Origin of the sequence: Streptomyces sp. NPDC000410, assembly GCF_040300305.1 — a bacterium.
In the GTDB taxonomy this organism is placed as follows: domain Bacteria; phylum Actinomycetota; class Actinomycetes; order Streptomycetales; family Streptomycetaceae; genus Streptomyces.
The window spans coordinates 35429-60070 of the sequence record NZ_JBEPDM010000042.1 but is presented as its reverse complement, the minus strand read 5'-3'; the positions used below and the strand labels follow the sequence as shown (position 1 = coordinate 60070).

The window sequence follows — 24642 nt, the reverse complement described above, 5'->3', positions numbered from 1 at the left end:
ATCCCGCCTGGCGCCCTGCGGGCGGACGGCGGTATTTGTCAGACACGGCCTAGCGGGGGTGGTGGCGCCTGCGGCGGGCGTTTCTTTCCGCCACAGGCGCCACCGACCCCACCCCCGCCCTCACACCACCGGCTTGCCGCTCAGCTCGACCCCCGACGCCCGGAGCTCCTCCAGCGCCCGGTCCGTCGTGGTTTCGGAGACGCCGGCCGTCAGGTCGAGCAGGACGTGCGTGCGGAAGCCCTCGCGCGCCGCGTCCAGCGCGGTCGCGCGGACGCAGTGGTCCGTGGCGATGCCGACGACGTCGACCTCCGTGACATCGCGGGCGCGCAGCCAGGCCGCGAGCCCCACGCCGTTCTCGTCGGCCCCCTCGAAGCCGCTGTACGCCGCCGAGTACGCCCCCTTGTCGAACACCGCGTCGATGGCGCCGCTCGCGACCGCCGGTGCGAAGTTCGGGTGGAAGCCCACGCCCTCCGTCCCGGCGACGCAGTGGACCGGCCAGGTCTCGACGTAGTCGGGGTGGTCCGAGAAGTGATCGCCGGGGTCGACGTGGTGGTCGCGGGTGGCGACGACGTGGCGGTAGCACGCCGGGGCCTGCCCGATCAGGTCGGTGATGGCGGCAGCGACATCGGCACCCCCCGCGACCGCGAGGCTGCCGCCTTCGCAGAAGTCGTTCTGAACGTCGACGACGATCAATGCGCGGTGCATGGCGGGTGTCCTTCGTGGGAGGGAGGCGGCAATGTTCTGAGGGTAGAGACTTCAACCGCCTTGTGGGAGGGGGCGTTTGACTGCTAGTGGTGATTGGTTCACGCACGCCACACGTCACGTCACACGTGGTACTCCGTGGGAATCACCGGCTCTCCGCGCGACAGCTGCATCGCCGACATCGGCAGCCCCGCGAGTGCCGCGATGTGCCGCTCGCGCGCCGCGTCCAGCGGCTCGCGGGCGACGACCTCGCCGCCCTTGACGAGCTCCACCAGCAGCTGCCGGTCGGCGAGCTCGTCCGGCACCGGGCCGGTGCCGAGGACCTCGGCCTCGGCGACGCCCTCCTCGTCGAGCCGGCGGGCGGCCCACTTGCGGCCCCCCACGGACAGCTTCCCGCCCGTCGACCTCTTGGCCACCGCGGTCAGCGGCGCCCGCGGATCGGCCGACTCCGTGCGGGCGACCAGCTTGTAGACCATCGAGCAGGTCGGGTGGCCGCTGCCGGTGACCAGCTGGGTCCCCACCCCGTACGCGTCCACGGGCGCCGCGGCCAGCGAGGCGATCGCGTACTCGTCCAGGTCGGACGTCACGACGATCTTCGTGTCGCGCGCGCCCAGCTCGTCCAGCTGATGCCGCACCCGGTGGGCGACCAGCAGCAGGTCCCCGGAGTCGATGCGGACGGCCCCGAGCTCCGTCCCGGCGACCTCCACGGCGGTCCGTACGGCCTCGGCGACGTCGTAGGTGTCGACGAGCAGCGTCGTGCCCCGTCCGAGGGAGTCCACCTGGGCCCGGAACGCGTCCCGCTCGGTGTCGTGCAAAAGGGTGAAGGCGTGGGCGCTGGTGCCGACCGTCGGGATGCCGTAGCGGAAGCCGGCCGCGAGGTCGGAGGTGGAGCTGAAGCCCCCGACGTACGCGGCGCGCGCGGAGGCGACGGCGGAGAGCTCGTGCGTGCGCCGGGCGCCCATCTCGATGAGCCGGCGCCCGCCCGCGGCGGCCGACATCCGGGAGGCGGCGGCCGCGATCGCCGAGTCGTGGTTGAGGATCGACAGGATCACGGTCTCCAGCAGCACGCACTCGGCGAAGGTGCCCTCGACGCGCAGGATCGGCGAGCCGGGGAAGTAGACCTCGCCCTCCGGGTAGCCCCAGACGTCCCCGCTGAACCGGTATCCGGCCAGCCACTGGAGCGTGGGCTCGTCGACGATGTGCCGGTCCCGCAGGAAGCCGAGCAGGCCCGGGTCGAAGCGGAAGTTCTCCACGGCGTCCAGGACGCGTCCGACGCCCGCCACGACGCCGTAGCGGCGGCCCTCGGGCAGTCGGCGGGTGAAGACCTCGAAGACCGATCGCCGGTCGGCGGTGCCCGCCTTCAGCGCGGCCTGGAGCATCGTGAACTCGTACTGGTCGGTGAAGAGCGCGGTCGACGGCACGTCCACCGGCAGACCCAGATCCGCAGTGTTCATGACGGCCATGGTAGCGCACATTTCGTCAAACTGACGAGATGTCCTGGGAGGGCCGGGGGCGTTTGTGCGACGCGGCTCCCCGGGTGGCAGCATGGGTGGAGTGACTGTGCCCGTAGAGATCGAACGTCCCCAATCCGCCGAGGAGACGTTCGCCGTCCCTGAACCCGACGTCCCGTGGGTGACGATCGTCCACAACGATCCGGTCAATCTGATGAGCTACGTCACATACGTCTTCCAGGCGTACTTCGGCTACTCCAAGGACAAGGCCCACAAACTGATGCTGGACGTGCACCACAAGGGGCGGGCCGTGGTCTCCAGCGGCAGCCGCGAGGAGATGGAACGCGACGTGCAGGCGATGCACGGCTACGGGCTGTGGGCGACGCTCTCCCAGGACCGCAACTGATGGCCGGCCACTTCGAGGCGCTGCCCGGCGGCGGCGCGGCCGCCGCGCTCGACGAGGTCGAGATCTCCATCCTGCGCTCGCTCGCCGTCCAGCTGCTGGAGCTGATCGGGCCGGGCGACGAGCCCGCCAAGGGCGAGGACCCGCTCGCCGCGCTGTTCGCCCAGGGTCCGAGCGAGCCGCCGTCCGACCCCGCGCTGGCGCGCCTCTTCCCGGACGCGTACAACGACCCGGAGGTCGAGGAGACCGACGACCTGCGCGAGTTCTCCGCCGAGTTCCGGCGCTACACGGAGAACGACCTGCGCGCCCGCAAGCGCGACGACGCCCTCGCCGTCGTGCGCAGTCTGGACGGGCTCACCTCGAAGGGTGAGGGCGGCGCGGTCCTGAAGCTGACCGCCGGCGAGTCGCTGCACTGGCTGGGCGCGCTCAACGATCTGCGGCTGACCATCGGCACCCGGCTGGAGGTCGCCGACGAGGACGAGACCGGCGATCTGTACCGGCTGCCGGACTCCGATCCGCGCAAGCCGATGGTGATGGCCTACCTCTGGCTCGGGGCTCTCCAGGAGACGCTCGTCGAGACGCTGATGCCCTGACCGGACGGAGTGTTCGCTCAGCGGACGCTCAAATCCGAATAACGATCGCGTCACTCTATCGCCCCGCTTTGCCCGGCGGGGCGCCTTTTGTCCCCTTCTTGCTGTGTGGTGCGTCACAAAGTCCTGAATGGATCAGCGCCCGGTGCGTGATAGATCTTCACGACCGCCCGGGACGCCACCCCTGTTCCCGGGGGCGCTTGGACCGGCGGACCGCCGGTGGCACTCCATCCACATCCGGGGGGATCAGGACCTGATCCGCAGTCGCACGCAGTACGCCTCGTACGCGTCCGGCGCGGATCGCATGGAGAAAGGGCGCATCACCATGACCTCTTTGCAGGTCGACAAGCAACACGACGGCAATGAGGCCGCGGGAACCGCTTCCGGCGACGGCCACGAGGGCTACCAGCGAGGCCTCGGGGCCCGTCAGATCCAGATGATCGCGATCGGCGGAGCCATCGGCACCGGGCTCTTCCTGGGTGCGGGCAAGGGCATCTCCAAGGCAGGCCCCAGCCTGATCCTCGCGTACGCCATCGCGGGCCTCGTCATCTTCTTCATCATGAGGGCGCTCGGCGAGCTCCTCATGTACCGCCCCGTGTCCGGCTCCTTCTCGGAGTACGCACGCGAGTTCATCGGCCCCTTCGCGGGCTTCGTGACCGGTTGGACGTACTGGCTCTTCTGGGTCGTCACCGGCATCACCGAGGTGACCGCGGCGTCCGAGTACATGCAGTACTGGACCAAGAACACGGACGGCATCCTCAATCAGCCGCAATGGGTCTTCGCCCTGATCTTCACGGTCGTCCTGTTCCTCGCGAACCTGATCTCCGTCAAGCTCTTCGGCGAGCTCGAGTTCTGGTTCTCGATGGTCAAGGTCACCGCGATCATCGGCATGATCCTGATCTGCGCCGGCATCCTCACCATCGGCTTCTCCGACGCCGGTGACACCGCCACGATGACCCTGCTGTGGTCCGAGGGCGGCTTCTTCCCCAAGGGCATCGGCTCCACCCTGATGACCCTCCAGATGGTCATGTTCGCCTTCCTCGCGGTCGAGCTGGTCGGTGTGACCGCGGGCGAGTCCAAGGACCCGAAGACCGTTCTGCCCAAGGCCATCAACACCGTGCCGTGGCGCATCGCCGTCTTCTACGTCGGCGCGCTGATCATGATCCTGTCGGTCGTGCCGTGGACCCACTTCCAGCCCGGCGTCTCCCCGTTCGTCGCGGCCTTCGAGAAGATGGGCCTCGGCATCGGCGCCGCGATCGTGAACTTCGTCGTCCTGACCGCCGCGCTCTCCTCCTGCAACTCGGGCATGTACTCCACCGGCCGGATGCTGCGCGACCTCGCGCTCAACGGCCAGGGCCCGAAGTTCTTCACCAAGCTGACCAAGAACGGCCTGCCGCTGGTCGGCACCTCGTTCTCGGCCGGGCTGATGATGGTCGGCGTCTGGATCAACTACCAGTGGCCGGGCGAGGCGTTCAACTACGTCGTCTCCTTCGCGACCATCTCCGGCATGTGGGCCTGGATCATGATCCTGGTCTGTCAGGTCCGCTTCCGCCTCAAGGCCGACCGGGGCGAACTGCCCCAGTCCTCCTTCAAGGCCCCGGGCGGCATCTGGCTCAGCCTCTTCTCGCTCGCCTTCATCGGCATGGTCATCGTGATGATGGGCATCGACAAGGACGCGCGGATCTCGCTGTACTGCGCGCCGCTGTGGGGCGCGATCCTGGCGGTCGGCTACCTGGTGCTGAAGGCGAAGGCCAAGAAGGCCAAGAAGCTGGAGCAGCCGAAGCAGGACGCCGTTCGCTGACCCGGCCGGCGGCCGTCTCAGGCGCTGTCTCATCAGATGGGCCTCGGATCTCAGATCCGAGGCCCATCCGCCTATTCTCGTCACCATGCTGACCCTGACCCAGGCCCTTTACGACCAGATCGTCGCCCACGCTCGCGCGGACCACCCCGACGAGGCCTGCGGCGTGGTCGCCGGACCCGTCGGCGAGGGGCGCCCCGAGCGCTTCATCCCGATGCTGAACGCCGCGCGCTCGCCGACCTTCTACGAGTTCGACTCGACGGATCTGCTGAAGCTGTACCGGGACATGGACGACCGCGACGAGGAGCCGGTGATCATCTACCACTCCCACACGGCGACCGAGGCCTACCCCTCCCGCACCGACATCTCGTACGCCAACGAGCCGGGCGCGCACTACGTCCTCGTGTCGACGGCGGACACGGACGAGGCCGGGCCCTTCCAGTTCCGGTCGTTCCGGATCGTCGAGGGCGAGGTCACCGAGGAGGACGTCAAGGTCGTCGAGGCGTACTGACGCCCTCCGAGCGCCTTCCGTGCGTCTTCCATGCGCCTTCCGGCGCCCGATGGGCGTCCACCTGGTGAACAGATCACGTCCGCGATGCGAGATCACATTCCGGGAGCCGGACCGGGAATCGTTACGATGACCGCATGGTTTCGAACGACGTGAGCGAAAAGACGCCGGGCACGCTGCTGCTCGTGGCGCGGCTGCACGTCGACCTGTGCCGTCTCGCCAGCGCGATGTGTACCTGTGCGCGCTGCGCGGACCGCCGTACGGCCTGAACAACCGGCCCGGCCCCCGAGCGCACGACCCCCTGCACCAAACCCCCGCGCGGGGGGCCGAGCCGCGCGCCTCTTCACGTAACGCCCCTACGTCCCTTTCGACAGGAGCCCACGCCATGGCCATCGAGGTCCGCATCCCGACCATCCTCCGCACCTACACCGGCGGCGAAAAGGCCGTCCAGGGCAGCGGGGACACCCTCGCCGAGCTGTTCGCCGACCTCGAGACCCGGCACAACGGAATCCAGGACCGCCTCATCGACAAGGCGAACGGCGACCAGCTGCGCCGCTTCGTGAACGTCTACCTCAACGACGAGGACGTCCGCTTCCTGGACGGCATCGAGACCAAGCTGACCGACGGCGACAGCGTCACGATCCTTCCGGCCGTGGCAGGCGGCTCGAAGTAATGCGGTACGACTCCCCGCTCGCCGCGGTCGGCAACACTCCGCTCGTCCGGCTGCCCCGGCTCTCCGTCTCGGAGGACGTCCGCATCTGGGCCAAGCTGGAGGACCGCAACCCGACCGGCTCGGTCAAGGACCGCCCCGCGCTCCACATGATCGAGCAGGCGGAGAAGAACGGCCGGCTCACGCCGGGCTGCACGATCCTGGAGCCGACCAGCGGCAACACCGGGATCTCGCTCGCGATGGCGGCCAAGCTCAAGGGCTACCGCATGGTGTGCGTCATGCCCGAGAACACGAGCGAGGAGCGCCGCCAGCTGCTCGCGATGTGGGGCGCCGAGATCATCTCCAGCCCCGCCGCGGGCGGCTCCAACACCGCCGTCCGCGTCGCGAAGGAACTCGCCGCCGAGCATCCCGACTGGGTGATGCTCTACCAGTACGGCAACCCGGACAACGCGGGCGCGCACTACGCCACCACCGGCCCCGAGATCCTCGCCGACCTCCCCTCCATCACCCACTTCGTGGCGGGCCTCGGCACGACGGGCACGCTGATGGGAGTGGGCCGCTACCTGCGCGAGCACAAGCCGGACGTCAAGATCGTCGCGGCCGAGCCGCGCTACGACGACCTCGTCTACGGCCTGCGCAACCTCGACGAGGGCTTCGTCCCCGAGCTGTACGACGCGTCCGTCCTGACCAGCCGCTTCTCGGTCGGCTCGGCCGACGCGGTCACCCGCACCCGTGAGCTCCTCCAGCAGGAGGGCATCTTCGCGGGCGTCTCCACGGGGGCCGCGCTGCACGCGGCGATCGGTGTCGGCAAGAAGGCGCTCAAGGCGGGGGAGTCGGCGGACATCGTCTTCGTCGTCGCCGACGGCGGCTGGAAGTACCTCTCCACGGGCGTCTACACGGCCCCGACGACGGAGGCCGCGATCGAAACGCTCCAGGGCCAGCTCTGGGCCTGAAGCGCGTCGCGTGCGGGTGCGGATGGGGCGCCTGCTTGCGGGGGCTCCGCCCCCGAACCCCAGCTCCTCAATCTCCCCCTACGCCCTGGCGGGCGTGGGGGGACCCCCAGCGGGTCTCCTTTGGAGCCCGTCCGGCGATTGAGGACACGGCCGAAGGCCGTACGGGGTCTGGGGGCTTGCCCCCAGTTTCGGGAAGGGGCGGGTAGGGGACAAAGCCCCGCGCAGCGGCCCGCCCCACCACGGCAACCCGCCCCACCCCCCGTCAGGGCGACAGGTGCCGGACCTGGTCCCACAGCAGCGGGTCCACCACCCCCACCCGGCGACGGAAGTCGCCCACGCGCACCTCGCGCAGCTCGTCCGTCTCCAGGAAGCTGGGACGCCCGTGGGTGTCCCCGACCGAGCCGGGCGGCAGCGGGATCACCCCGGGCCGTTCGTCGTGGTACTTGCTGGTGATCTTGACGACGCGGGCCTCGCCGCCGTGCACGCGCAGGACGAGGCAGGGGCGGTCCTTGGTTCCGGGGCCGTCCTCATAAGGGACGTTCGCCCACCAGATCTCGCCCGGCCGGGGCCGGGCCCCGCGCTCATCCGGCCTGCCGGGCGGCCGGAGCCGGGCGCGGGGGCGACGGCGTAGCCTCCGGTGCATCCGCCCGCGCCCGTCCGCCACCGCGACGACGAGCGCGAGCACCACCACCGCACCGAGCGCGAGCCACCAGGACGTGTCCATACCTCCGACGGTACCGGCGCGCCCCGCACACGCGCGGGGGGCGTCGTCCTAACCGGTGACAGCGCAGGTGAGTTCCCCCACAACGGGCCGCCGCGAAGGAGCGGCGCCCCCTTTCGCGCCTTACGCTCAACACACCGCACGCCCTCCCCGCGAACCCGCCCGCGCACCCTTCCTTCCCCGCTCCTGTCCACGGAGGTTCAAGCTCCATGAAGCTCACCGTCGTCGGATGCTCGGGGTCGTTCCCTTCCGCGGAATCGGCCTGCTCGAGCTACCTCGTAGAGGCCGACGGCTTCCGGCTGCTCCTCGACATGGGCAACGGCGCCCTCGGCGAGCTGCAGCGCCACATCGGTCTCTACGACCTCGACGCCATCTTCCTCAGTCATCTGCACGCGGACCACTGCATCGACATGTGCGGGTACTTCGTGGCCCGCTACTACCGCCACGACGGCGGCCGCTGCGACGCCATCCCCGTCTACGCGCCGGAGGGCGCCGAGCAGCGCCTGACCACCGCCTACGCGGACACCCCCTCCGACAAGTCGATGAGCGAGGTGTTCGACTTCCACGTCCTCAAGCCCGGCGCCTTCGACATCGGCCCCTTCTCGGTCCGTACGGAGAAGATGGCCCACCCGGTCGACACTTTCGGCATCCGCGTCGAGCACGGTGGCCGTTCGCTCACGTACTCCGGTGACACGGGCGTCAGCGACCCCCTCGTCGAGCTCGCCGACGGCACGGACCTCTTCCTCTGCGAGGCGGCCTTCACCCACGGCAAGGAAGACATCCCGGACCTGCACCTCAACGGCCGCGAGGCCGGCGCCCACGCCGCACGCGCCGGGGTGGGGCGGCTGGTGCTGACGCACATCCCGCCGTGGACGGACGCCGAGCGGAACCTGGCGGACGCCCGTGCGGTGTACGGGGGCCCGGCGGAGCTGGCCGTTCCGGGCGCGGTCTACCAGGTGTAGGCGCCACGCAGGCACCGTCGGCGTCCGTCGATGCCCGTCGAGGCAGGCGCCGCCCGCGTAGGCGCCGCCCACGCGCCCCCGCCCACGCGTGCCCGTCCGCGCAGGTCCACGTGGCGTAGTCGGGAGGCCGCCCCGCGGCCCTCCTCGTAAAATTACATAAACACGACACATCGCCGCCTGATCTGCGAGGAAAGATGGCCGATGACGTTGAACTGAAACACAACGCGATCGGCTTCCTCGACGCCCTCGTCATCGGCATCAACTCGACCTCCCCGGCGTACTCCCTCGCCGCCGTCATCGGCCCGGTCGTCGCCCTCGTCGGCATCAACGCCCCCGGCGTGATCCTGGCCTCCTTCGTGCCGATGCTGCTGATCGCCTCGGCGTTCTTCTACCTCAACAGGGCCGACCAGGACTGCGGTACCACCTTCTCCTGGGTCACCCGGGCCATGGGCCCCTGGGTGGGCTGGTTCGGCGGCTGGGCGATCATGATGACCGGCGTGCTGGTCGTCGGTTCGCTCGCCGACGTCGCCGTCAGCTTCGGAATGCTCGCCGTCGGCCTCGACAGCTGGGCCGCGAACCAGCTCGTCCGCCAGCTGCTCACGGTCCTGCTCATCCTCGCGATGACGGCGGTATGCGTCATCGGCACCGAGGCGTCGGCCCATGTGCAGGACGTCCTGATCATCGCCCAGATCGTCTTCCTGCTCGCCTTCGCCGTCGTGGCGATCTCCCGCGTCTACGCCGGCACGGGCACCCTCGAACCTCTCGAACCGGACATCGGGTGGCTGAACCCCTTCGGGGCGGGAGGCGCGGCACTCACCGCGGGCCTGCTGCTCGGCGTCTTCATGTACTGGGGCTGGGAATCGGCCGTCAACCTGACCGAGGAGGTCAGGGACTCCGCCAGCGCCCCGGGCCGGGCGGGCATCTGGTCGACGATCATCCTGCTGGTGACGTACCTGTCCGTCGGCATCGCGGTCGTGGCCTACGCGGGACCGGCGTTCCTCGCCGAGAACGCGGACGACGAGGCGTTCGTCTTCGCCGAGCTCGCCGGTGAGGTGATGGGCGGCTGGAACTGGGTCGTCCTGCTGGCCGTCTCGACCTCCGCGCTGGCCTCGACGCAGACGACGATCATCCCGTCCTCGCGCACGGCCCTGTCCATGGCCAGGCGCCACGCCCTGCCGTCCGTGTTCGGGAAGATCCACCCACGGTTCCACACGCCCCATGTGAGCACGTGGGGCGTCGCCGTCGTCGCCATCGTCTGGTACGTCGTCGTCAACCAGATCAGCGAGAACGCCCTCTTCGACTCCCTGACCGCGCTGTCCCTGCTGATCGCCTTCTACTACGCGCTCACCGGCATCGCCTGCGCCGTGTACTACCGCCGCCATCTGACCGAGAGCGCCCGCAACTTCTTCCTCATCGGGGTGGGCCCGCTGGTCGGTGCCTGTCTGCTGCTCTGGCTGCTCGCGGAGTCGGTCATCGACATGTCCGACCCGGCGAACTCCTACAGCGGCGTCTCGTGGTTCGGGCTCGGGCCGCCGCTCGTCATCGGCATCTTCATCGCGGTGGTGGGGCTGGTCGTGATGGTCGCGCGGCGCCTCACGGCGGCCGAGTTCTGGCGCGAGCGCCGCGGCGTGGCCGACCCCGAGGTCGTACGCGGCACGAAGGAGCGCTGAGATGGCGGTCATCCTCGGCTACGACGAGTCGCCGGGCGCCGAGCGCGCGCTGCGCATCGCGATCGAGGTGTCGGTGGCGTTCGGCGAGCCGCTCGTCCTGGTCTACGGCGCCGCCGCCCCGGGTGTTCTCGGCGAGGAGTACGCCTCCCACCGCGAGGCCATCCGCGAGGCGGCACGGGCCGCGCTCGCGCACGCCGTCGAGGCGGCCGACGAGGCGGGCGTGCCGACGGCGGTCGAGATCCTCGACGAGCTCCCGGCGCAGGCTCTGCTCGTCGCGGCCGCCCGGCACGGCGGGCGGGTCATCGTGGTCGGGACGTACGGCGAGAGCCCGATGCGGGGCGCGCTGCTGGGCTCGACCCCGCACAAGCTGCTGCACCTGTCGACGGTGCCGGTGCTGTGCGTACCGGCGGAAGCCGCTCGATGAGCGGAGCCCCCGCATCCCGTGTACGCAGGGCGTACGGAACGCGGGGGCTCGTGCGCGGGGAGGCGCGGGGACCGGGCGGCTACGGCTACTTGGCCTCGGCCTTCCGCAGCTCGGCCAGCTCCTCGTCGGACTCACGGCCCGGCGTCGGCAGGTTGAACTTGGTGATCGCGAAGCGGAAGACGACGTAGTAGACCGCCGCGAAGCACAGGCCCACCAGGGCCAGGCCCCACGGGTTGGAGGCGATGCCCAGGTTCAGCAGGAAGTCGATCGCGCCGGCCGAGAAGCCGAAGCCGTCCTTCATGCCGAGCGCCCAGGTCAGGGCCATGGAGACACCGGTCAGCACCGCGTGGATCGCGTACAGCACCGGCGCGATGAACATGAACGTGAACTCGATCGGTTCGGTCACACCGGTGACGAAGGAGGTCAGCGCGAGGGAGAACATCATGCCGCCGACGACCTTGCGGCGCTCGGGGCGGGCGCAGTGGACGATCGCGAGGCAGGCCGCCGGGAGGGCGAACATCATGATCGGGAAGAAGCCGGTCATGAACTGTCCGGCGGTCGGGTCACCGGCGAGGAAGCGGGCGATGTCGCCGCTCTTGCCCTCGTACGAACCGGCCTGGAGCCACGGGAAGGAGTTCAGCAGGTGGTGCATGCCGACCGGGATCAGCGCGCGGTTGGCGACACCGAAGACGCCCGCGCCGACGGCGCCGGAGCCGACCAGGGCCTCACCGAACCAGTGCAGACCCGCGCCGAGCCACGGCCAGATGAGACCGAAGACGATCCCGGCGAGCAGACCGGCGAAGGCGGACAGGATCGGCACGAGCCGGCGGCCGCCGAAGAAGCCCGCCCAGTCCGGCAGCTTGGTCCGGTAGAAGCGCTGGTAGAGCAGGGCGACGATGATGCCCATGACGACGCCGCCGAGGACCTTGGCGTCGACCGGCTGTGCCACCATGACGATCTTGCCGTCGACGATGGCTTCCTTCTTCGGCAGGCTGCTGTCGGTGAAGGTGGCCAGCACCTTCTGGAAGACCAGGTAGCCGGTCACGGCCGCGAGCGCGGTGGAGCCGTCCGACTTCTTGGCGAAGCCGATCGCGATACCGACGGCGAACAGCAGCGCCATGTTGTCGAGCAGGGCGCCGCCGCCGGCCGCCATATAGCCGGCGATCTTGTTGACGAAGGCCGGGAGCGACTCGCTGCCGAGCATGTCGGGCTGGCCGAACCGCACCAGCAGCGCGGCGGCGGGCAGCACCGCGACCGGCAGCATGAGGCTGCGGCCGATACGCTGAAGGACGGCCATCGCGCCGGCGCCCTTTTTCTTGTCGGCCGCGGGTGCGGCGCTCGCCGTGGTCACAAGTTCCTCCAGTACCGCGTGGTCTACACCATTGAGAGGTGTAGACCAGTTGTAGCACGGTGAGGAAGGGATAAGGAACCCGCGATTCTCGTTCGTTATTCGGTCGACTCGGGTCGGTATTCGGTCGCCTCGCGCGTCATTCGGTCGCCTCGCGCTCCAGCTCCTCCTGGACCTCCTCCGGCTCGCGCCCCGGCGTCGGGATGTCGAACACGGTGATCGCGAAACGGAAGACCACGTAATAGACCACCGCGAAGCACGCGCCGATCGGCAGGATCAGCCACGGCTTCGTATCCAGGTGCCAATTGACCAGGTAGTCGATGAGCCCGGCCGAGAAGCTGAAGCCCGCGTGCACGCCGAGCGCCCAGGTGATCGCCATCGACGCACCGGTGAGCAGCGCGTGCACCCCGTACAGCAGGGGTGCCGCGAACATGAAGGCGAACTCGAGCGGCTCGGTCACCCCGGTCACGAACGAGGTCAGCGCGACCGAGACCATCAGCCCCGCCACCCGCTTGCGGTGCTCGGGGCGGGCGCAGTGCGTGATCGCGAGCGCCGCGGCCGGCAGGCCGAACATCATGATCGGGAAGAAGCCCGACATGAACTGCCCCGCCGTGGGATCCCCGGCGAAGAAGCGGGTCAGATCGCCGTGCACCGTCGTGCCGTCCGGCGTGGTGTACGAACCGGCCTGGAACCAGAAGAACGTGTTCAGGAACTGGTGCATGCCGACCGGGATCAGCAGGCGGTTCGCCACGCCGAAGATGCCGGCGCCCCAGGAACCGAGGCCGATCAGCTGCTTCGAGAACCACTCCAGACCCGCGCCCACCGGCTCCCACATCAGCCCGAAGACCACCCCCAGGACGCAGCAGACGAACGCCATGATGATCGGGACGAGCCGGCGGCCGTTGAAGAAGCCGAGCCAGTCGACGAGCCGCGTGCGGTGATAGCGCTCCCAGATCACGGCGGTCAGCAGGCCGATCAGGATGCCGCCGAGCACGCCGGGGTTCTGTGGAGTGCCGTCCGGCTTCTGCGCCGTCACGCTCCCCTCGACCGGGAACGCCGTCAGGACGTTCTGGTAGACGAGGAAGCCGGCGACCGCCGCGAGGGCCGTGGACCCGTCGGCCTTCTTCGCGAAACCGATGGCGACGCCGATGCAGAAGAGCAGCGGCAGGCCGGTCTCGCCGTTCAGGATGCCCGTACCGCCCTTGGTCAGGACCTCGGAGGTCTTCTCCCAGAACGGGCCGTGCAGATACGCGCCGAAGAGATTGCCGAGGCTGACCAGCAGACCGGCGGCCGGGAGGACCGCCACCGGCAGCTGGAGGCTGCGGCCGATCTTCTGGAGCCCGGGGAGGAGCCCGCTTGCCATGGCAGCCCCCTTCGATCCGTGCAGACTGGTGTAGACCAGTTGCGATAAGCTCGTCGGCCGGTGATCGTCATCCTTCGATACGAGGACACGACTCGCTCGCGAAGTTGGGCCGATCGTGCGTTAGCGTGACAATTCAGCGCCGGGGCTGCCGAAGGACTTGAAGGACCTAGGGAGAGAACATGGCCAGCAAGGCTGAGAAGATCGTCGCCGGGCTCGGCGGTATCGACAACATCGAAGAGGTCGAGGGCTGCATCACCCGCCTGCGCACCGAGGTCGCCGACCCCGAGCTCGTGGACGAGGCCGCGCTGAAGGCCGCGGGCGCCCACGGCGTCGTCAAGATGGGCACCGCGATCCAGGTCGTCATCGGCACCGACGCCGACCCCATCGCCGGGGAGATCGAAGACATGATGTGAGCCCGCGCGCTCACCTTTCGAGGGGCCGTTCCACACTGGAACCGGCCCCTCACCCATGTACGGATAGGCTCCTCACCATGTCTCGAATCGACGGCCGCACCCCCGAACAGCTCCGCCCGGTCACCATTCAGCGCGGATGGAGCAAGCACGCCGAGGGCTCCGTCCTCATCTCCTTCGGCGACACCCGAGTCTTCTGCACCGCCTCCGTCACCGAAGGCGTCCCGCGCTGGCGCAAGGGCAGCGGCGAGGGCTGGGTCACCGCCGAGTACTCGATGCTCCCGCGCTCCACCAACACCCGCGGCGACCGCGAGTCCGTCCGCGGCAAGATCGGTGGCCGCACCCACGAGATCTCCCGCCTCATCGGCCGCTCGCTGCGCGCCGTCATCGACTACAAGGCCCTCGGCGAGAACACGATCGTCCTCGACTGCGACGTCCTCCAGGCCGACGGCGGCACCCGCACCGCCGCCATCACCGGCGCGTACGTCGCCCTCGCCGACGCCGTCGCCTGGGCCCAGGCCAAGAAGCTCGTCAAGGCCGGCCGCAAGCCGCTGACCGGCACCGTCGCCGCGGTGTCCGTCGGCATCGTGGACGGTACGCCGCTGCTCGACCTCTGCTACGAGGAAGACGTACGCGCCGAGACCGACATGAACGTCGTCTGCACCGGCGACGGCCGCTTCGTCGAGGTCCAGGGCACCGCCGAGGCCGAGCCCTTCGACCGCAAGGAGCTCAACGCCCTCCTCGACCTCGCCACCGGAGGCTGCGCCGACCTGGCGGCCCTCCAGACCGAGGCGCTCGCCCGCACGCTCTGAGCAACCAGGGACGCCGTTCCGGGCGTCCCTACGCATACGGGCGTACGGGCCGAACCGTACGCCCGTCCGTACACCCGGGAGGTACCAGCTCCATGCGTCGTCCGATACGCCTGCGTCGTACAGCACTCGCCGTCGTCACCGCGCTCGCCCTCACCACCGGCGCGGTCGGCTGCGGCGCCCTCGACAAGGCGCTGGAGTGCGCCCAGACCGCCGAGGCCATCGCCGCGAGCGTCGACAAGCTCTCCCAGGCCGTCAACACCGCGTCCGAGGACCCGACCCAGCTCACCGAGGCCCTCGACGAGATCGACAAGGAACTCGGCAGCCTCAAGGACAAGACCGACAACGCGGACCTGTCCAAGGCCGTGGACGACCTGTCCAAGGGCGTCGAGAACGTCCGCACGTCGGTCGAGAACGGCGACACCACACCGGACATCAAGCCGGTCACGGACGCGGCGGCGGAGATCGGCAAGGTCTGCACGCCGTAGCGGCGCTGTCCCGGGGGTGCCCCTGGCCGGACCGGCGCTGTGCTGTTCCGGGGGCGACCCCCGGACCCCCGGCCGGACCGGCGCCCACCGGCCCCCAGCGCTGTGCTGTTCCGGGGGCGACCCCCGGACCCCCGGCCGGACCGGCGCCCACCAAAGCGCAGCGATACTGGGCGCATGACCCGCCTGATCCTCGCCACCCGTAACGCCGGAAAGATCGTCGAACTCCGCGCGATCCTCGCCGACGCCGGTCTCCCGCACGACCTCGTCGGCGCGGACGCCTACCCCGACATCCCCGACGTCAAGGAAACCGGCGTCACCTTCGCCGAGAACGCACTCCTCAAGGCCCACGCCCTCGCGAAGGCCACCGGCCTGCCCGCCGTCGCCGACGACTCCGGCCTCTGCGTGGACGTCCTGAACGGCGCCCCCGGCATCTTCTCCGCCCGCTGGTCCGGCACCCACGGCGACGACCGCGCCAACCTCGACCTGCTCCTCGCCCAGCTCTCCGACATCGCGGACGACCACCGCGCGGCCCACTTCGCCTGCGCGGCCGCCCTCGCGCTCCCGGACGGCACGGAACGGGTGGTCGAGGGGCAGCTGCGGGGCGTCCTGCGCCACGACCCGGTCGGCACGAACGGCTTCGGCTACGACCCGATCCTCCAGCCGGACGGGTACGACGTGACGTGCGCGCAGCTGTCGGCGGAGGAGAAGAACGCGATCAGCCACCGGGGCAAGGCGTTTCGGGCGCTGGTGCCGGTGGTGCGGGAGCTGCTGGGCTGACGGGACAGGGCCTGGTCTCCCGCATGCGGGAGACCAGGCCCTGATTGAGTACGCCCGGTCGGATTCGAACCGACATACGCGGCCACCTAAAGACCGCCGCTCACCGGGTGGCGTACGGGCGCAAGCCAGGAACACTCTACTGCGCACGCCGCACCTGTGGCTGATGCACCTGCGGTCTAGCGACTACTCCGGCCTCCCCGACACCAGGTGTCCGTAACCGCGTGGCAGTTGGGGCAGAGCAGCCGCAGGTTTTCCGCGCGGTCGTCGCTCCAGTCACCATTCACGTGGTCGACCTCAAGGGTCATGGGCCGCCCGCCCCACTCGGCCGACGTCCCGCACATATCGCAGCACTCCGGAACCCCGGCTTCCCGCAGTGCGCGCCGGAGGTGACGGGTGCGGGTGCGTCGGGTTCCCTCGTGCTTGACGAGGATCTCCGCTGCCGACCTCACCGGCCTGAACCCGCCCTTCCCGCGCTGATGTGCTTGCCCGAGGAAGTGCGCGGTCGAGAGGCTGTCCTCGTGGATCCATTGCTTGAGCGCCTTGTTCAGGCTGCCCGTTGCGGGCATGTCCAGGCGCCGCAGTGTTTCGGCCGGCGACTGCGATGCGGCTACTGCCTCACGCAGGCGCGCCCCGTCGGGCTTCACGCGCTTTCGGTAGCTTCGGCGCGTGAAGTGTGTGACGTCGATGTCGTACCGGCGGAAGCGCTCCAGCAGGTACCTGTCGAGCCGGGGATACGGCTTCGTGCCCAGGTAGGCGATGACCTCGTCGATGTCACCGCAACGTGTTGCGGCCTCGGTCAGGATCTCCCGCGTGTAGCGGTTCCCGGCGCTCACCGGCGACGCCCCTTGGCGCGGCCACGGTATGTGTCGGTGGTGGAATGGCAGTTGGGGCAGAGCAGCCGCAGGTTCTCAGGCAGGTTGTTGCGCCAGTCGCCGTCGATGTGGTCCACCTCCAGCGGCAGCGGATAGCCCTGCCAGGTCGCGGGGATACCGCACATCCTGCACTCGTTCGGAATGCCCAGCGCGGTCAGCGCCTGCTTCAGCTGCTCGCTCTGCGCGCGCCGGGCATAGGGGCCGTCGCGCATGACCAGAAGGTTCTCAGGGGTTCGGCGGACCTTGGTGCGACCTGCCGGGGACGGCAGTTCGAAGTGCGAGGTGTCTGCCGAAGGCCTTCACTCGGCGGCTGATGTGCGTGTGGTAGCCGCCCACGACGTCGAGGCCGAGGTGGCGGAGCACCTCGCACATGGTCCTCGAGGCGGCGACCGCCTCTGCCAGGACCTCCCTCGTCCACTTCACACCCTCCTTCTCGAAGTGGGAGACGTCCACGCCCAGCTTCCGCATACGGTCGTGCAGATAGCGCCGCGAGCCGCCCTTCGGGTCCACCCCCAACTTCTCCAGCGCCTCCGTCAGCGTGCGCGACGTGCGCGCCGCCTCCGCGAGGCGTTCCTTCGTGTGCGGGCTGATCGGCATCCCCGGCCCTCTCCTTTTCTCGGCCACCCGTGCGGTCCTCGTACGGAGTAACGGGTCGATAGCCGGACAGTTACGGGTCGATTTGCCTGATAAGCGGAGCGGCCCGCACCGGTTGGGTGCGGGCCGCTCCGTCGGGGAAGGGCGGGTCAGATGCCCAGGTCCTTGATGATCTTGGCTACGTGGCCGGTGGCCTTCACGTTGTAGAGGGCCCGCTCGACCTTGCCCTCCTCGTCCACGACGACCGTCGAGCGGATCACGCCCGTCACCGTCTTGCCGTACAGCTTCTTCTCGCCGAAGGCGCCGTACGCGGTGAGCACCTCCTTCGACGGGTCGCCGACCAGCGTGACCTTCAGGGACTCCTTGTCGCGGAACTTCGCGAGCTTCTCGGGCTGGTCCGGGGAGACGCCGATCACGTCGTAGCCGGCGCCGGTCAGGAGCTCCAGGTTGTCGGTGAAGTCGCAGGCCTGCTTGGTGCAGCCGGGGGTGAGGGCGGCGGGGTAGAAGTAGACGATGACCTTGCGGCCCTTGTGGTCGGCGAGCGAGATCTCGTTGCCGTCCGCGTCGGGCAGGGTGAAGTCCGGGGCGGTGTCGCCGGGCTGGAGTCGCTCGCTCATGCTGGGTTCTCCTCAGGATTACGGGCCGCGTACGACGTCGAGCGTAATGCTCGGCACGGCTCGGACCGTGCGGGCCGGGTCGGGGAGGGGTGCCGAGGGGGTATGGCGGGCGTCGAGCTGACAGACTGTCGATGACGTAGCAGTTGACCAAGAACCACCGGATACGACCACGGAGGCGGCGCGGTGTCGGATTCCAGGACCCCTGCGCAGATCGAGGCGGACATCGTCCGCCGGCGCGAGAGGCTCGCCGAGACGCTCGACGAGATCGGGGTGCGGGTGCACCCGAAGACGATCGTCGGGGACGCGAAGGCGAGGGTGGCCTCGACCGTGGACCAGACGCTGGGGCGCGCGTTCGTCGCCGCGAACCGGGCGATGACGGATGTGAAGGGCCGGTTCGTCCACCAGGACGGCGCGCCCCGGCTGGAGCGGGTGGTGCCCGCGGCGCTGCTGGTCGTCGGGGTGGCCGGGCTGCTGGCCCTGTCGGTCAGGAAGCGCCGGGCGTGAGGCCGCGGACCCCTGCGGGGTGCGGAACCGGTCAGGCCAGGTAGGTTCGTGGTCGTGAGCGAGAACACGCACGACAAGCTGCCGATCAAGATGCTGCACGACCGGGTACTGGTCCGGTCCGACGCCCCGGAGGGCGAGCGCCGGTCGGGCGGCGGCATTCTGATCCCGGCGACCGCGGCGGTCGGCAGGCGGCTGTCCTGGGCCGAGGTGGTCGCGGTCGGTCAGAACGTACGGACGGTGGAGCCGGGGGACCGGGTGCTCTACGACCCCGAGGACCGGGCCGAGGTCGAGGTGCGCGGGGTCGCGTACATCCTGATGCGGGAGCGCGATCTGCACGCGGTCGCCGCGGACCGGTTCGAGGGCGGGCAGGACTCGACCGGGCTGTATCTGTAGAGAAATCCGCAGAGAACGGGTGCGTACGAAAAGGGCCTGGTGACCGGGGTCACCGGGCCTTCTCGTATCCGTCCGTCCGCCGTTTGCTACTTTTGAGGGAACCCGACGAGACGCGCCGTACCGGGCATCGCAAAGACGACGCACCCCGCACGAAGTCCGCGTCTCGGAGGTGCCGTCATGGCCTGGGTTCTGCTTGTTGTCGCCGGTCTGCTCGAGGTCGGCTGGTCGATCGGGATGAAGTTCACCGACGGGTTCACCCGGCTGTGGCCGAGCGTGTTCACCGGGGCCGGGATCGTCGCGAGCATGCTGTTGCTGTCGTACGCCGCCAAGTCGCTGCCGATCGGCACGGCGTACGGCGTATGGGTCGGCATCGGCGCGGCCGGTGCGGCGGTGGTCGGCATGCTCGTGCTGAACGAGCCGGTGACCGCCGCCCGGATCTTCTTCGTCGTGCTCCTGCTGGTCGCCGTGGTGGGGCTGAAGGCGACGTCCGGCCACTGAGGGTCACTGGCGGGGCGGGTACCGGTCGTCGTAGACCTCGCCCGTGTCCTCTCTCCCGCCCGAGTCCGCGCCGCCGATCAGCAGGCCACCGTCGTCCGGGAACCCCCCTTCCGCGGCGCCTTCGCCGGGCGCGCGATCACCGGGGGTGGGGGCGACGGGGGGCGCCGTGGGCCGCCGGTTCGGGGGCAGCGGGGCCGTCGTGGGCTCCGCGGACCGCTGCCGGTCCCCCGGCTCCCGGGGGTCCCGCCGGTCGTCGGGCCCCTGCGAGCGCCGGTCCCGCAGCGACGGCGGCAGTTCCTCGTCCGTCCCCTCCGCCGGCTCCAGCTCGAAGCCGCGCAGCTCGCTGCCCGCCAGTGCCGCCGCCGTGAACTGGCCCCAGATCGCGGCGGGCGGCCCGCCGCCGTTCATCCGGCGCAGCCCGAGGGCCCCGTACAGCGATTCCTGCCGCGCCGTGACCGGGTCCTGCCCCATGACGGCGACGACGGTCGCCAGCTCCGGCGTGTAGCCCGCGAACCAGGCCGCCTTGTCGTCCTCCGCCGTGCCGGTCTTCCCGGCGGCCGGCCGCCCGGCGGACTGGGCCGCCCTGCCGCTGCCGCGTTCGACGACGCCCTGGAGGACCGCCGTGATCGTGTCGGCGGCCTCCCTGCTGACGACCTGCCGGCTCTCCGCGGTGGGCAGTTCGATCTCCTGGCCGCCCTTGGTGACGGTCTCGACGAGCGTGTACGTGCCGTGCCTGCCGTGGTTGGCGAGGGTCGCGTACGCCTCCGCCATGTCGAGGACGCTCGCGGTGGCGACGCCGAGCGCGATGGACGGGTAGGCGGTCAGATCGGGCGTGGCGGACGGGACGCCGAGGGCGACTGCCGTGTCCCGCACCTTCGCCGGGCCGACGTCCTGGGCCATCTGCGCGTAGACCGCGTTGATCGAGTGGTCGGTGGCGATCCGGACGGTGACGGGGCCGTACGAGCGGTTGTCCTCGTTCTCCGGGGCGTAGCCGGTCGGACCGGCGTGGCCGTGGACCTCCCGCCGGTTGGTGCCGTCGTAGACGGTGTTGGGGGTGATCTTGCGGCCGTCCTGGGTGTGGGAGCCGTTCTCGACGGCGGCGGCGAGGACGAACGGCTTGAACGTGGAGCCGACCTGGTAGTCGCGGCGGGTGGCGTTGTTGACGTACTGCTTCGTGTAGTCGATGCCGCCGTACATGGCGAGCACCTTGCCGGTGGCCGGGTCGATGGCGGCGCCGCCGACGCGGACGTTGCGGTCGACGGGCCGGCGGTTCTCGTCGCGCTTGGAGTTCACATGGTCGTCGACGGCTTTGACGAAGGCGTCCTGCTTCGCCTTCTCCAGCGTGGTGGTGATCCGGTAGCCGCCGCCCGCCAGGGCGTTGTCGTCGAGGATGTCGTTGCTGGTCAGGTAGTCCTCGACGGCCTGGACGATATAGCCGCGCTGCCCGGACAGACCGGCCTGGGGCCGTGCGGTCTGCGGCATCGGGAAGACCATGGCGGCCCGGTCGGCGGGGGTCAGCCAGCGCTCCTTCACCATGCCGTCGAGGGTGTAGTTCCAGCGGGCGAGCGCCTTGGGCTGGTTCTCGGGGTGGGTGGCGACGTCGTACGCGCTGGGGGCGTTCAGCAGCGAGGCGAGGTACGCGCCCTCCGCGGTGCCGATCTCGCCGATGTCCTTGCCGTAGTAGGCCTGCGCGGCGGCCTGGATGCCGTAGGCGTTGCGGCCGAAGTAGCTGGTGTTGAGGTAGCCCTCCAGGATGTCGGACTTGCTCTCCTCCCGGTCCAGCTTGATCGCGATGAAGAACTCCTTCACCTTCCGGGTGATGGTCTGCTCCTGGCCCAGGTAGTAGTTCTTGACGTACTGCTGGGTGATCGTGGAGCCGGACTGCCTGCCCTTGCCGGTGAGGGTGTTCCAGCCGGCGCGGATCGTGGCCTCGGGGTCGATGGCCCGCTCGGAGTAGAAGTCGCGGTCCTCGGCGGCGAGCACCGCGTGCTGGACGGTCCTCGGGACCTGGGCGAGCGGGACGTTCGCCCGGTTGACCTCGCCGTCGCTGACGATCTGGGTGCCGTCCTTGTAGAGGTAGACGTTGGACTGGGCGGTGGCGGCCGAGTTGGCGGGCGGGATGTCGACGAGCATGTAGCCCGCGACGAAGCCGCCGATGAGCAGCAGCGCGGTGATCAGGAACGTACCGAGCAACGCGCGCCAGGAGGGGAGGCGCCGGCGGCGCCGGGGAGCCGGGTCCTTTCCGGGCCTGCCGCCCGTGTCGGCGGGCTGCCGTAGCTGCTGCTGCTGCACGTCGCTCATGTCGGTGGGGACTCCTCGACCCTGCGTCACTAACGGTGTCATTCCGGGCGATTCGCTTGTCGTGCCCATAGTGCACGTCTCGCCCTCCTAACCCCCGGACCCCCGGTCGGAATACGGTCGCGCGGCCGATTCGACTGGACTAAGGTCGGGCGCTTTGGTCCATGCGGGCAGACGTGGGGGAAGGAGGCATATGGTGCGGCTCTACGCGGTCGTCGCGGCGGGTGGGTTCCGGCGCTATGCGACGTACCGGGTGGCGACAGCGGCGGGAGTGTTCACCAACACCGTCTTCGGGTTCATCGTGGCGTACACCTTTATCGCCCTCTGGGACGAGCGGCCGCAGCTCGGCGGATACGACCTCTCCCAGGCGCTCACCTATGTGTGGCTCGGCCAGGCGCTGTTGATGACCTGCGCCATGATGGGCGGCGGCTTCGAGGACGAGCTGGCCGAGCGGATCCGTTCGGGTGACGTCGCCATCGACCTGTACCGCCCGGTCGACCTCCAACTGTGGTGGCTCGCGGGCGACCTGGGCCGGGCGGCGTTCCATCTGCTCGGCCGGGGCGTCGTGCCGATGCTGGTCGGCGCGCTCGCCTTCGACCTGGCGCTCCCGAGCGACGCGCTGACCTGGGCGGCGGCCTTGCTCGCCGTGGCCCTCGGCTGCGTCGTGAGCTTCGCGATCCGCTATCTGGTGACGCTGTCCACGTTCTGGCTGCTGGACGGGGCGGGGGTGGCGCACCTCAGCATGCTGGCCGCGCTGTTCTTCTCGGGGCAGCTGCTGCCGCTCACCCTCTTCCCCGGGCTGCTCGGGGAGCTGGCGCTGATGCTGCCGTGGTCGTCGCTGCTCCAGGTCCCGGCGGACGTCCTCCTCGGCAAGCACACCGGGTGGGAGCTGCTGGAGGCGTACGCCTTCCAGGCCGGGTGGGCGGTGGTGCTGCTCGGCGCCGGGCGGGTGCTCCAGTCGGCCGCGACGAGAAGGGTGGTGGTGCAGGGTGGTTGACGGGGTACGCCATGGGCTGCGCGCGTACGGGCTGATCGCCGTGATGTGGATCCGCTCGACGATGACGTACCGCGCGTCCTTCGCGATGACGACGCTCGGGAACTTCGCCGGGACGGCGTTCGACTTCGTCGTGATCCTGCTGATGTTCGCGCACACGGAGGCGCTCGGCGGGTACAGCCTGCCCGAGATCGCGCTGCTGTACGGGGTGTCGAGCACCGCCTTCGGGCTGACCGATCTGCTGCTGGGGTCGATGGACCGGGTCGGGCGGCGGGTGCGCGACGGCACCCTGGACACCCTGCTGGTCCGGCCGGTGCCGGTGCTCGCCCAGGTGGCGGCGGACCGTTTCGCGCTGCGCCGCCTCGGCAGGATCACCCAGGGGCTGTTCGTCCTCGGCTACGCGCTCGTCACGCTGGACATCGCCTGGGACCCGGTGCGGGTGGCGATGGTGCCGGTGATGGTGATCAGCGGGGCGGCGATCTTCGGGTCGGTCTTCGTGGCGGGCGCGGCGTTCCAGTTCGTCGCGCAGGACGCCGCCGAGGTGCAGAACTCCTTCACGTACGGCGGGAACACGCTGCTCCAGTACCCGCCGACGATCTTCGCGAAGGAGCTGGTGCGGGGCGTGACCTTCGTCGTGCCGCTGGCCTTCGTCAACTGGCTGCCCGCGCTGTACGTCCTCGGGCGGCCCTATCCGCTGGATGTGCCGCACTGGCTGGCGTTCACGCCGCCGCTGGTCGCGGCGGTGTGCTGTGGGCTCGCCGGGCTGGTGTGGCGGGCGGGCCTTCGTTCGTACCGGAGCACGGGGAGCTGATGCGTTTATGGACCACATCGACGACTTCACTGAGAGTTTCATCGAACTGGACGGCGTGGAGAAGGTCTTCGACGTACGCCGCAGGGCCGGTCTGCTGCGCCGTGAGAAGACGCAGGTCCGGGCGGTGGACGGGATCAGCTTCCGGGTGCCGCGCGGGGAGATGGTCGGCTACATCGGGCCCAACGGCGCCGGAAAGTCCACCACCATCAAGATGCTGACGGGCATTCTGACGCCGAGCGGCGGGCGGCTGCGCGTCGCGGGCATCGACCCGTCGCGCGAGCGGACGCGGCTGGCGCAGCGCATCGGTGTCGTCTTCGGCCAGCGCACCACCCTGTGGTGGGACCTGCCGCTGATCGACTCGTACCGCCTGGTCCACCGCATGTACCGGATCCCGGACGCGCGCTACCGCGAGAACCTGGACCGGTGCGTGGAGCTGCTGGACCTGGGCGAGCTGCTGAACGTCCCCGTACGGCAGCTCTCGCTCGGCCAGCGCATGCGCGGCGACATCGCGGCGGCGCTGCTGCACGACCCGGAGGTGCTGTACCTCGACGAGCCGACGATCGGCCTCGATGTCGTGTCGAAGGCGAAGGTGCGGGAGTTCCTGCGGGATCTGAACGCCGAGCGGGCGACGACCGTGCTGCTGACGACGCACGACCTCACCGACATCGAGCAGCTGTGCAAACGGGTGATGGTCATCGACCACGGCCGGCTGATGTACGACGGTCCCCTCGCCGGGCTCCACGAGATCGGCGAGAGCGAGCGGATGCTGGTGGTGGACCTGGAGCGGGAGCTGCCGCCGATCGAGGTGGCGGGGGCGCGGCCGGTACGGGTGGAGGGGCCGAGGCAGTGGCTGGCGTTCCCGGCCTCCTCGTCGGCGGCGCCGATCGTGGCGGCGATCGCGGCGGAGTACCCGCTGGTGGATCTGTCGGTGCGGGAGCCGGACATCGAGGCGGTGATCGCGAAGATGTACGGCTCGGTCGGGGCCCGTTCGTGACGACCGGGCCCCGGGGGTGA

Annotated in this window: 28 protein-coding genes, 1 tRNA gene, 1 pseudogene and 1 riboswitch; of the genes and pseudogenes, 20 read left to right on the top strand and 10 right to left on the bottom strand. The window is 69.9% G+C overall.

The genetic code is table 11. The annotated features are described in order from the left end of the window. Positions 1–120: 120 nt before the first annotated feature. On the bottom strand, positions 121–705 hold the full coding sequence (locus ABT342_RS29990) for an isochorismatase family protein (RefSeq protein ID WP_351580785.1): 585 nt from the start codon (positions 703–705) through the stop codon (positions 121–123). A gap of 119 nt (positions 706–824) precedes the next feature. Further along, a complete protein-coding gene (locus ABT342_RS29985) occupies positions 825–2156 on the bottom strand; it encodes a nicotinate phosphoribosyltransferase (RefSeq protein ID WP_351580782.1) in 1332 nt (443 codons plus the stop codon). A 91-nt stretch (positions 2157–2247) separates the two neighbouring features. Here ABT342_RS29985 and clpS point away from each other — a divergent pair, with 91 nt between their 5' ends. From clpS to ABT342_RS29950, 7 genes are all read left to right on the top strand, one after another. Beyond that, a complete protein-coding gene (gene clpS / locus ABT342_RS29980) occupies positions 2248–2559 on the top strand; it encodes an ATP-dependent Clp protease adapter ClpS (protein WP_351580778.1) in 312 nt (103 codons plus the stop codon). Continuing rightward, positions 2559–3149: a DUF2017 domain-containing protein gene (locus tag ABT342_RS29975; RefSeq protein WP_351580775.1), complete on the top strand. Its 591-nt coding sequence runs from the start codon at positions 2559–2561 to the stop codon at positions 3147–3149. Before clpS ends, ABT342_RS29975 begins: the two co-directional genes overlap by 1 nt. 322 nt (positions 3150–3471) lie before the next feature. Further along, a complete protein-coding gene (locus ABT342_RS29970) occupies positions 3472–4947 on the top strand; it encodes an amino acid permease (protein ID WP_351580772.1) in 1476 nt (491 codons plus the stop codon). Positions 4948–5032: 85 nt separating this feature from the next. Continuing rightward, complete coding sequence (locus ABT342_RS29965) at positions 5033–5455, top strand: M67 family metallopeptidase (protein ID WP_351580769.1); 423 nt, start codon at positions 5033–5035, stop codon at positions 5453–5455. A gap of 134 nt (positions 5456–5589) precedes the next feature. Then, positions 5590–5721: a putative leader peptide gene (locus tag ABT342_RS29960; RefSeq protein ID WP_351580767.1), complete on the top strand. Its 132-nt coding sequence runs from the start codon at positions 5590–5592 to the stop codon at positions 5719–5721. A gap of 116 nt (positions 5722–5837) precedes the next feature. Then, positions 5838–6125, top strand: a complete 288-nt coding sequence (locus ABT342_RS29955; RefSeq protein ID WP_351580765.1) for a MoaD/ThiS family protein — start codon at positions 5838–5840, stop codon at positions 6123–6125. After that, complete coding sequence (locus ABT342_RS29950) at positions 6125–7075, top strand: PLP-dependent cysteine synthase family protein (RefSeq protein WP_351580762.1); 951 nt, start codon at positions 6125–6127, stop codon at positions 7073–7075. The genes ABT342_RS29955 and ABT342_RS29950 overlap by 1 nt, the downstream gene beginning before the upstream one ends. A 262-nt stretch (positions 7076–7337) precedes the next feature. Here ABT342_RS29950 and ABT342_RS29945 read toward each other — a convergent pair whose 3' ends face one another. Continuing rightward, positions 7338–7799: a type II toxin-antitoxin system PemK/MazF family toxin gene (locus ABT342_RS29945; RefSeq protein ID WP_351580759.1), complete on the bottom strand. Its 462-nt coding sequence runs from the start codon at positions 7797–7799 to the stop codon at positions 7338–7340. A 206-nt stretch (positions 7800–8005) separates the two neighbouring features. Here ABT342_RS29945 and ABT342_RS29940 point away from each other — a divergent pair, with 206 nt between their 5' ends. The 3 genes from ABT342_RS29940 (at position 8006) to ABT342_RS29930 (ending at position 10852) form a co-directional block, all read left to right on the top strand. Then, entirely contained in the window at positions 8006–8758 is a 753-nt protein-coding gene (locus tag ABT342_RS29940; protein WP_351580756.1) for an MBL fold metallo-hydrolase, read from the top strand. Between the two features lie 194 nt (positions 8759–8952). Continuing rightward, positions 8953–10428, top strand: coding sequence for an APC family permease (locus ABT342_RS29935; RefSeq protein ID WP_351580753.1), 1476 nt, complete (start codon positions 8953–8955; stop codon positions 10426–10428). 1 nt (position 10429) lies between these two features. Further along, on the top strand, positions 10430–10852 hold the full coding sequence (locus ABT342_RS29930; protein ID WP_351580751.1) for a universal stress protein: 423 nt from the start codon (positions 10430–10432) through the stop codon (positions 10850–10852). 85 nt (positions 10853–10937) lie between these two features. On the opposite strand, the gene ABT342_RS29925 is transcribed toward ABT342_RS29930, so the two are convergent. Together ABT342_RS29925 and ABT342_RS29920 are read right to left on the bottom strand one after the other, a co-directional pair. After that, positions 10938–12203, bottom strand: a complete 1266-nt coding sequence (locus tag ABT342_RS29925; protein ID WP_351580748.1) for a PTS transporter subunit EIIC — start codon at positions 12201–12203, stop codon at positions 10938–10940. Between the two features lie 136 nt (positions 12204–12339). Next, positions 12340–13563: a PTS transporter subunit EIIC gene (locus ABT342_RS29920; protein ID WP_351580745.1), complete on the bottom strand. Its 1224-nt coding sequence runs from the start codon at positions 13561–13563 to the stop codon at positions 12340–12342. A 179-nt stretch (positions 13564–13742) separates the two neighbouring features. Between ABT342_RS29920 and ABT342_RS29915 the strand changes: the two genes are divergently transcribed. From ABT342_RS29915 to rdgB, 4 genes are all read left to right on the top strand, one after another. Further along, complete coding sequence (locus ABT342_RS29915) at positions 13743–13976, top strand: PTS sugar transporter subunit IIB (protein WP_351580742.1); 234 nt, start codon at positions 13743–13745, stop codon at positions 13974–13976. A 77-nt stretch (positions 13977–14053) separates the two neighbouring features. Further along, entirely contained in the window at positions 14054–14785 is a 732-nt protein-coding gene (gene rph, locus ABT342_RS29910) for a ribonuclease PH (protein WP_351580739.1), read from the top strand. Positions 14786–14877: 92 nt separating this feature from the next. Continuing rightward, positions 14878–15270 (top strand): hypothetical protein, encoded by a 393-nt coding sequence (locus ABT342_RS29905; protein WP_351580736.1) that lies wholly within the window; start codon positions 14878–14880, stop codon positions 15268–15270. Positions 15271–15444: 174 nt separating this feature from the next. Continuing rightward, positions 15445–16047 (top strand): RdgB/HAM1 family non-canonical purine NTP pyrophosphatase, encoded by a 603-nt coding sequence (gene rdgB, locus ABT342_RS29900; RefSeq protein ID WP_351580733.1) that lies wholly within the window; start codon positions 15445–15447, stop codon positions 16045–16047. A 49-nt stretch (positions 16048–16096) separates the two neighbouring features. On the opposite strand, the gene ABT342_RS29895 is transcribed toward rdgB, so the two are convergent. From ABT342_RS29895 to bcp, 4 genes and pseudogenes are all read right to left on the bottom strand, one after another. Further along, positions 16097–16169, bottom strand: a tRNA-Leu gene (locus ABT342_RS29895). Between the two features lie 54 nt (positions 16170–16223). Beyond that, complete coding sequence (locus ABT342_RS29890; protein WP_351580730.1) at positions 16224–16880, bottom strand: HNH endonuclease; 657 nt, start codon at positions 16878–16880, stop codon at positions 16224–16226. Next, a pseudogene (locus ABT342_RS29885) lies at positions 16877–17516 on the bottom strand (HNH endonuclease signature motif containing protein). The gene ABT342_RS29890 and the pseudogene ABT342_RS29885 overlap by 4 nt, the downstream one beginning before the upstream one ends. Positions 17517–17662: 146 nt before the next feature. Further along, the gene (gene bcp, locus ABT342_RS29880) at positions 17663–18130 is read right to left on the bottom strand and encodes a thioredoxin-dependent thiol peroxidase (protein ID WP_351580727.1); all 468 of its coding nucleotides are present in this window, start codon (positions 18128–18130) and stop codon (positions 17663–17665) included. 183 nt (positions 18131–18313) lie between these two features. Here bcp and ABT342_RS29875 point away from each other — a divergent pair, with 183 nt between their 5' ends. The 3 genes from ABT342_RS29875 to ABT342_RS29865 all read left to right on the top strand — a co-directional run bounded on the left by ABT342_RS29875 (position 18314) and on the right by ABT342_RS29865 (position 19525). Then, positions 18314–18634 (top strand): DUF3618 domain-containing protein, encoded by a 321-nt coding sequence (locus tag ABT342_RS29875; RefSeq protein WP_351580724.1) that lies wholly within the window; start codon positions 18314–18316, stop codon positions 18632–18634. Positions 18635–18688: 54 nt separating this feature from the next. Next, a complete protein-coding gene (locus tag ABT342_RS29870; RefSeq protein ID WP_351580721.1) occupies positions 18689–19027 on the top strand; it encodes a GroES family chaperonin in 339 nt (112 codons plus the stop codon). Positions 19028–19109: 82 nt separating this feature from the next. Next, a riboswitch (guanidine-III (ykkC-III) riboswitch) is annotated at positions 19110–19172 on the top strand. Positions 19173–19204: 32 nt separating this feature from the next. Then, positions 19205–19525, top strand: coding sequence for a DMT family transporter (locus tag ABT342_RS29865; RefSeq protein WP_351580719.1), 321 nt, complete (start codon positions 19205–19207; stop codon positions 19523–19525). Positions 19526–19528: 3 nt separating this feature from the next. Here ABT342_RS29865 and ABT342_RS29860 read toward each other — a convergent pair whose 3' ends face one another. Continuing rightward, entirely contained in the window at positions 19529–21826 is a 2298-nt protein-coding gene (locus tag ABT342_RS29860; RefSeq protein WP_351580717.1) for a transglycosylase domain-containing protein, read from the bottom strand. Between the two features lie 193 nt (positions 21827–22019). Between ABT342_RS29860 and ABT342_RS29855 the strand changes: the two genes are divergently transcribed. The 3 genes from ABT342_RS29855 to ABT342_RS29845 are packed head-to-tail and all read left to right on the top strand — an operon-like array spanning position 22020 to position 24622. Beyond that, positions 22020–22820 (top strand): ABC transporter permease, encoded by an 801-nt coding sequence (locus tag ABT342_RS29855; protein WP_351580791.1) that lies wholly within the window; start codon positions 22020–22022, stop codon positions 22818–22820. 43 nt (positions 22821–22863) lie between these two features. Further along, complete coding sequence (locus tag ABT342_RS29850) at positions 22864–23628, top strand: ABC transporter permease (RefSeq protein ID WP_502965636.1); 765 nt, start codon at positions 22864–22866, stop codon at positions 23626–23628. A 7-nt stretch (positions 23629–23635) separates the two neighbouring features. Then, positions 23636–24622 (top strand): ABC transporter ATP-binding protein, encoded by a 987-nt coding sequence (locus ABT342_RS29845; protein WP_351580712.1) that lies wholly within the window; start codon positions 23636–23638, stop codon positions 24620–24622. Positions 24623–24642: the final 20 nt, after the last annotated feature.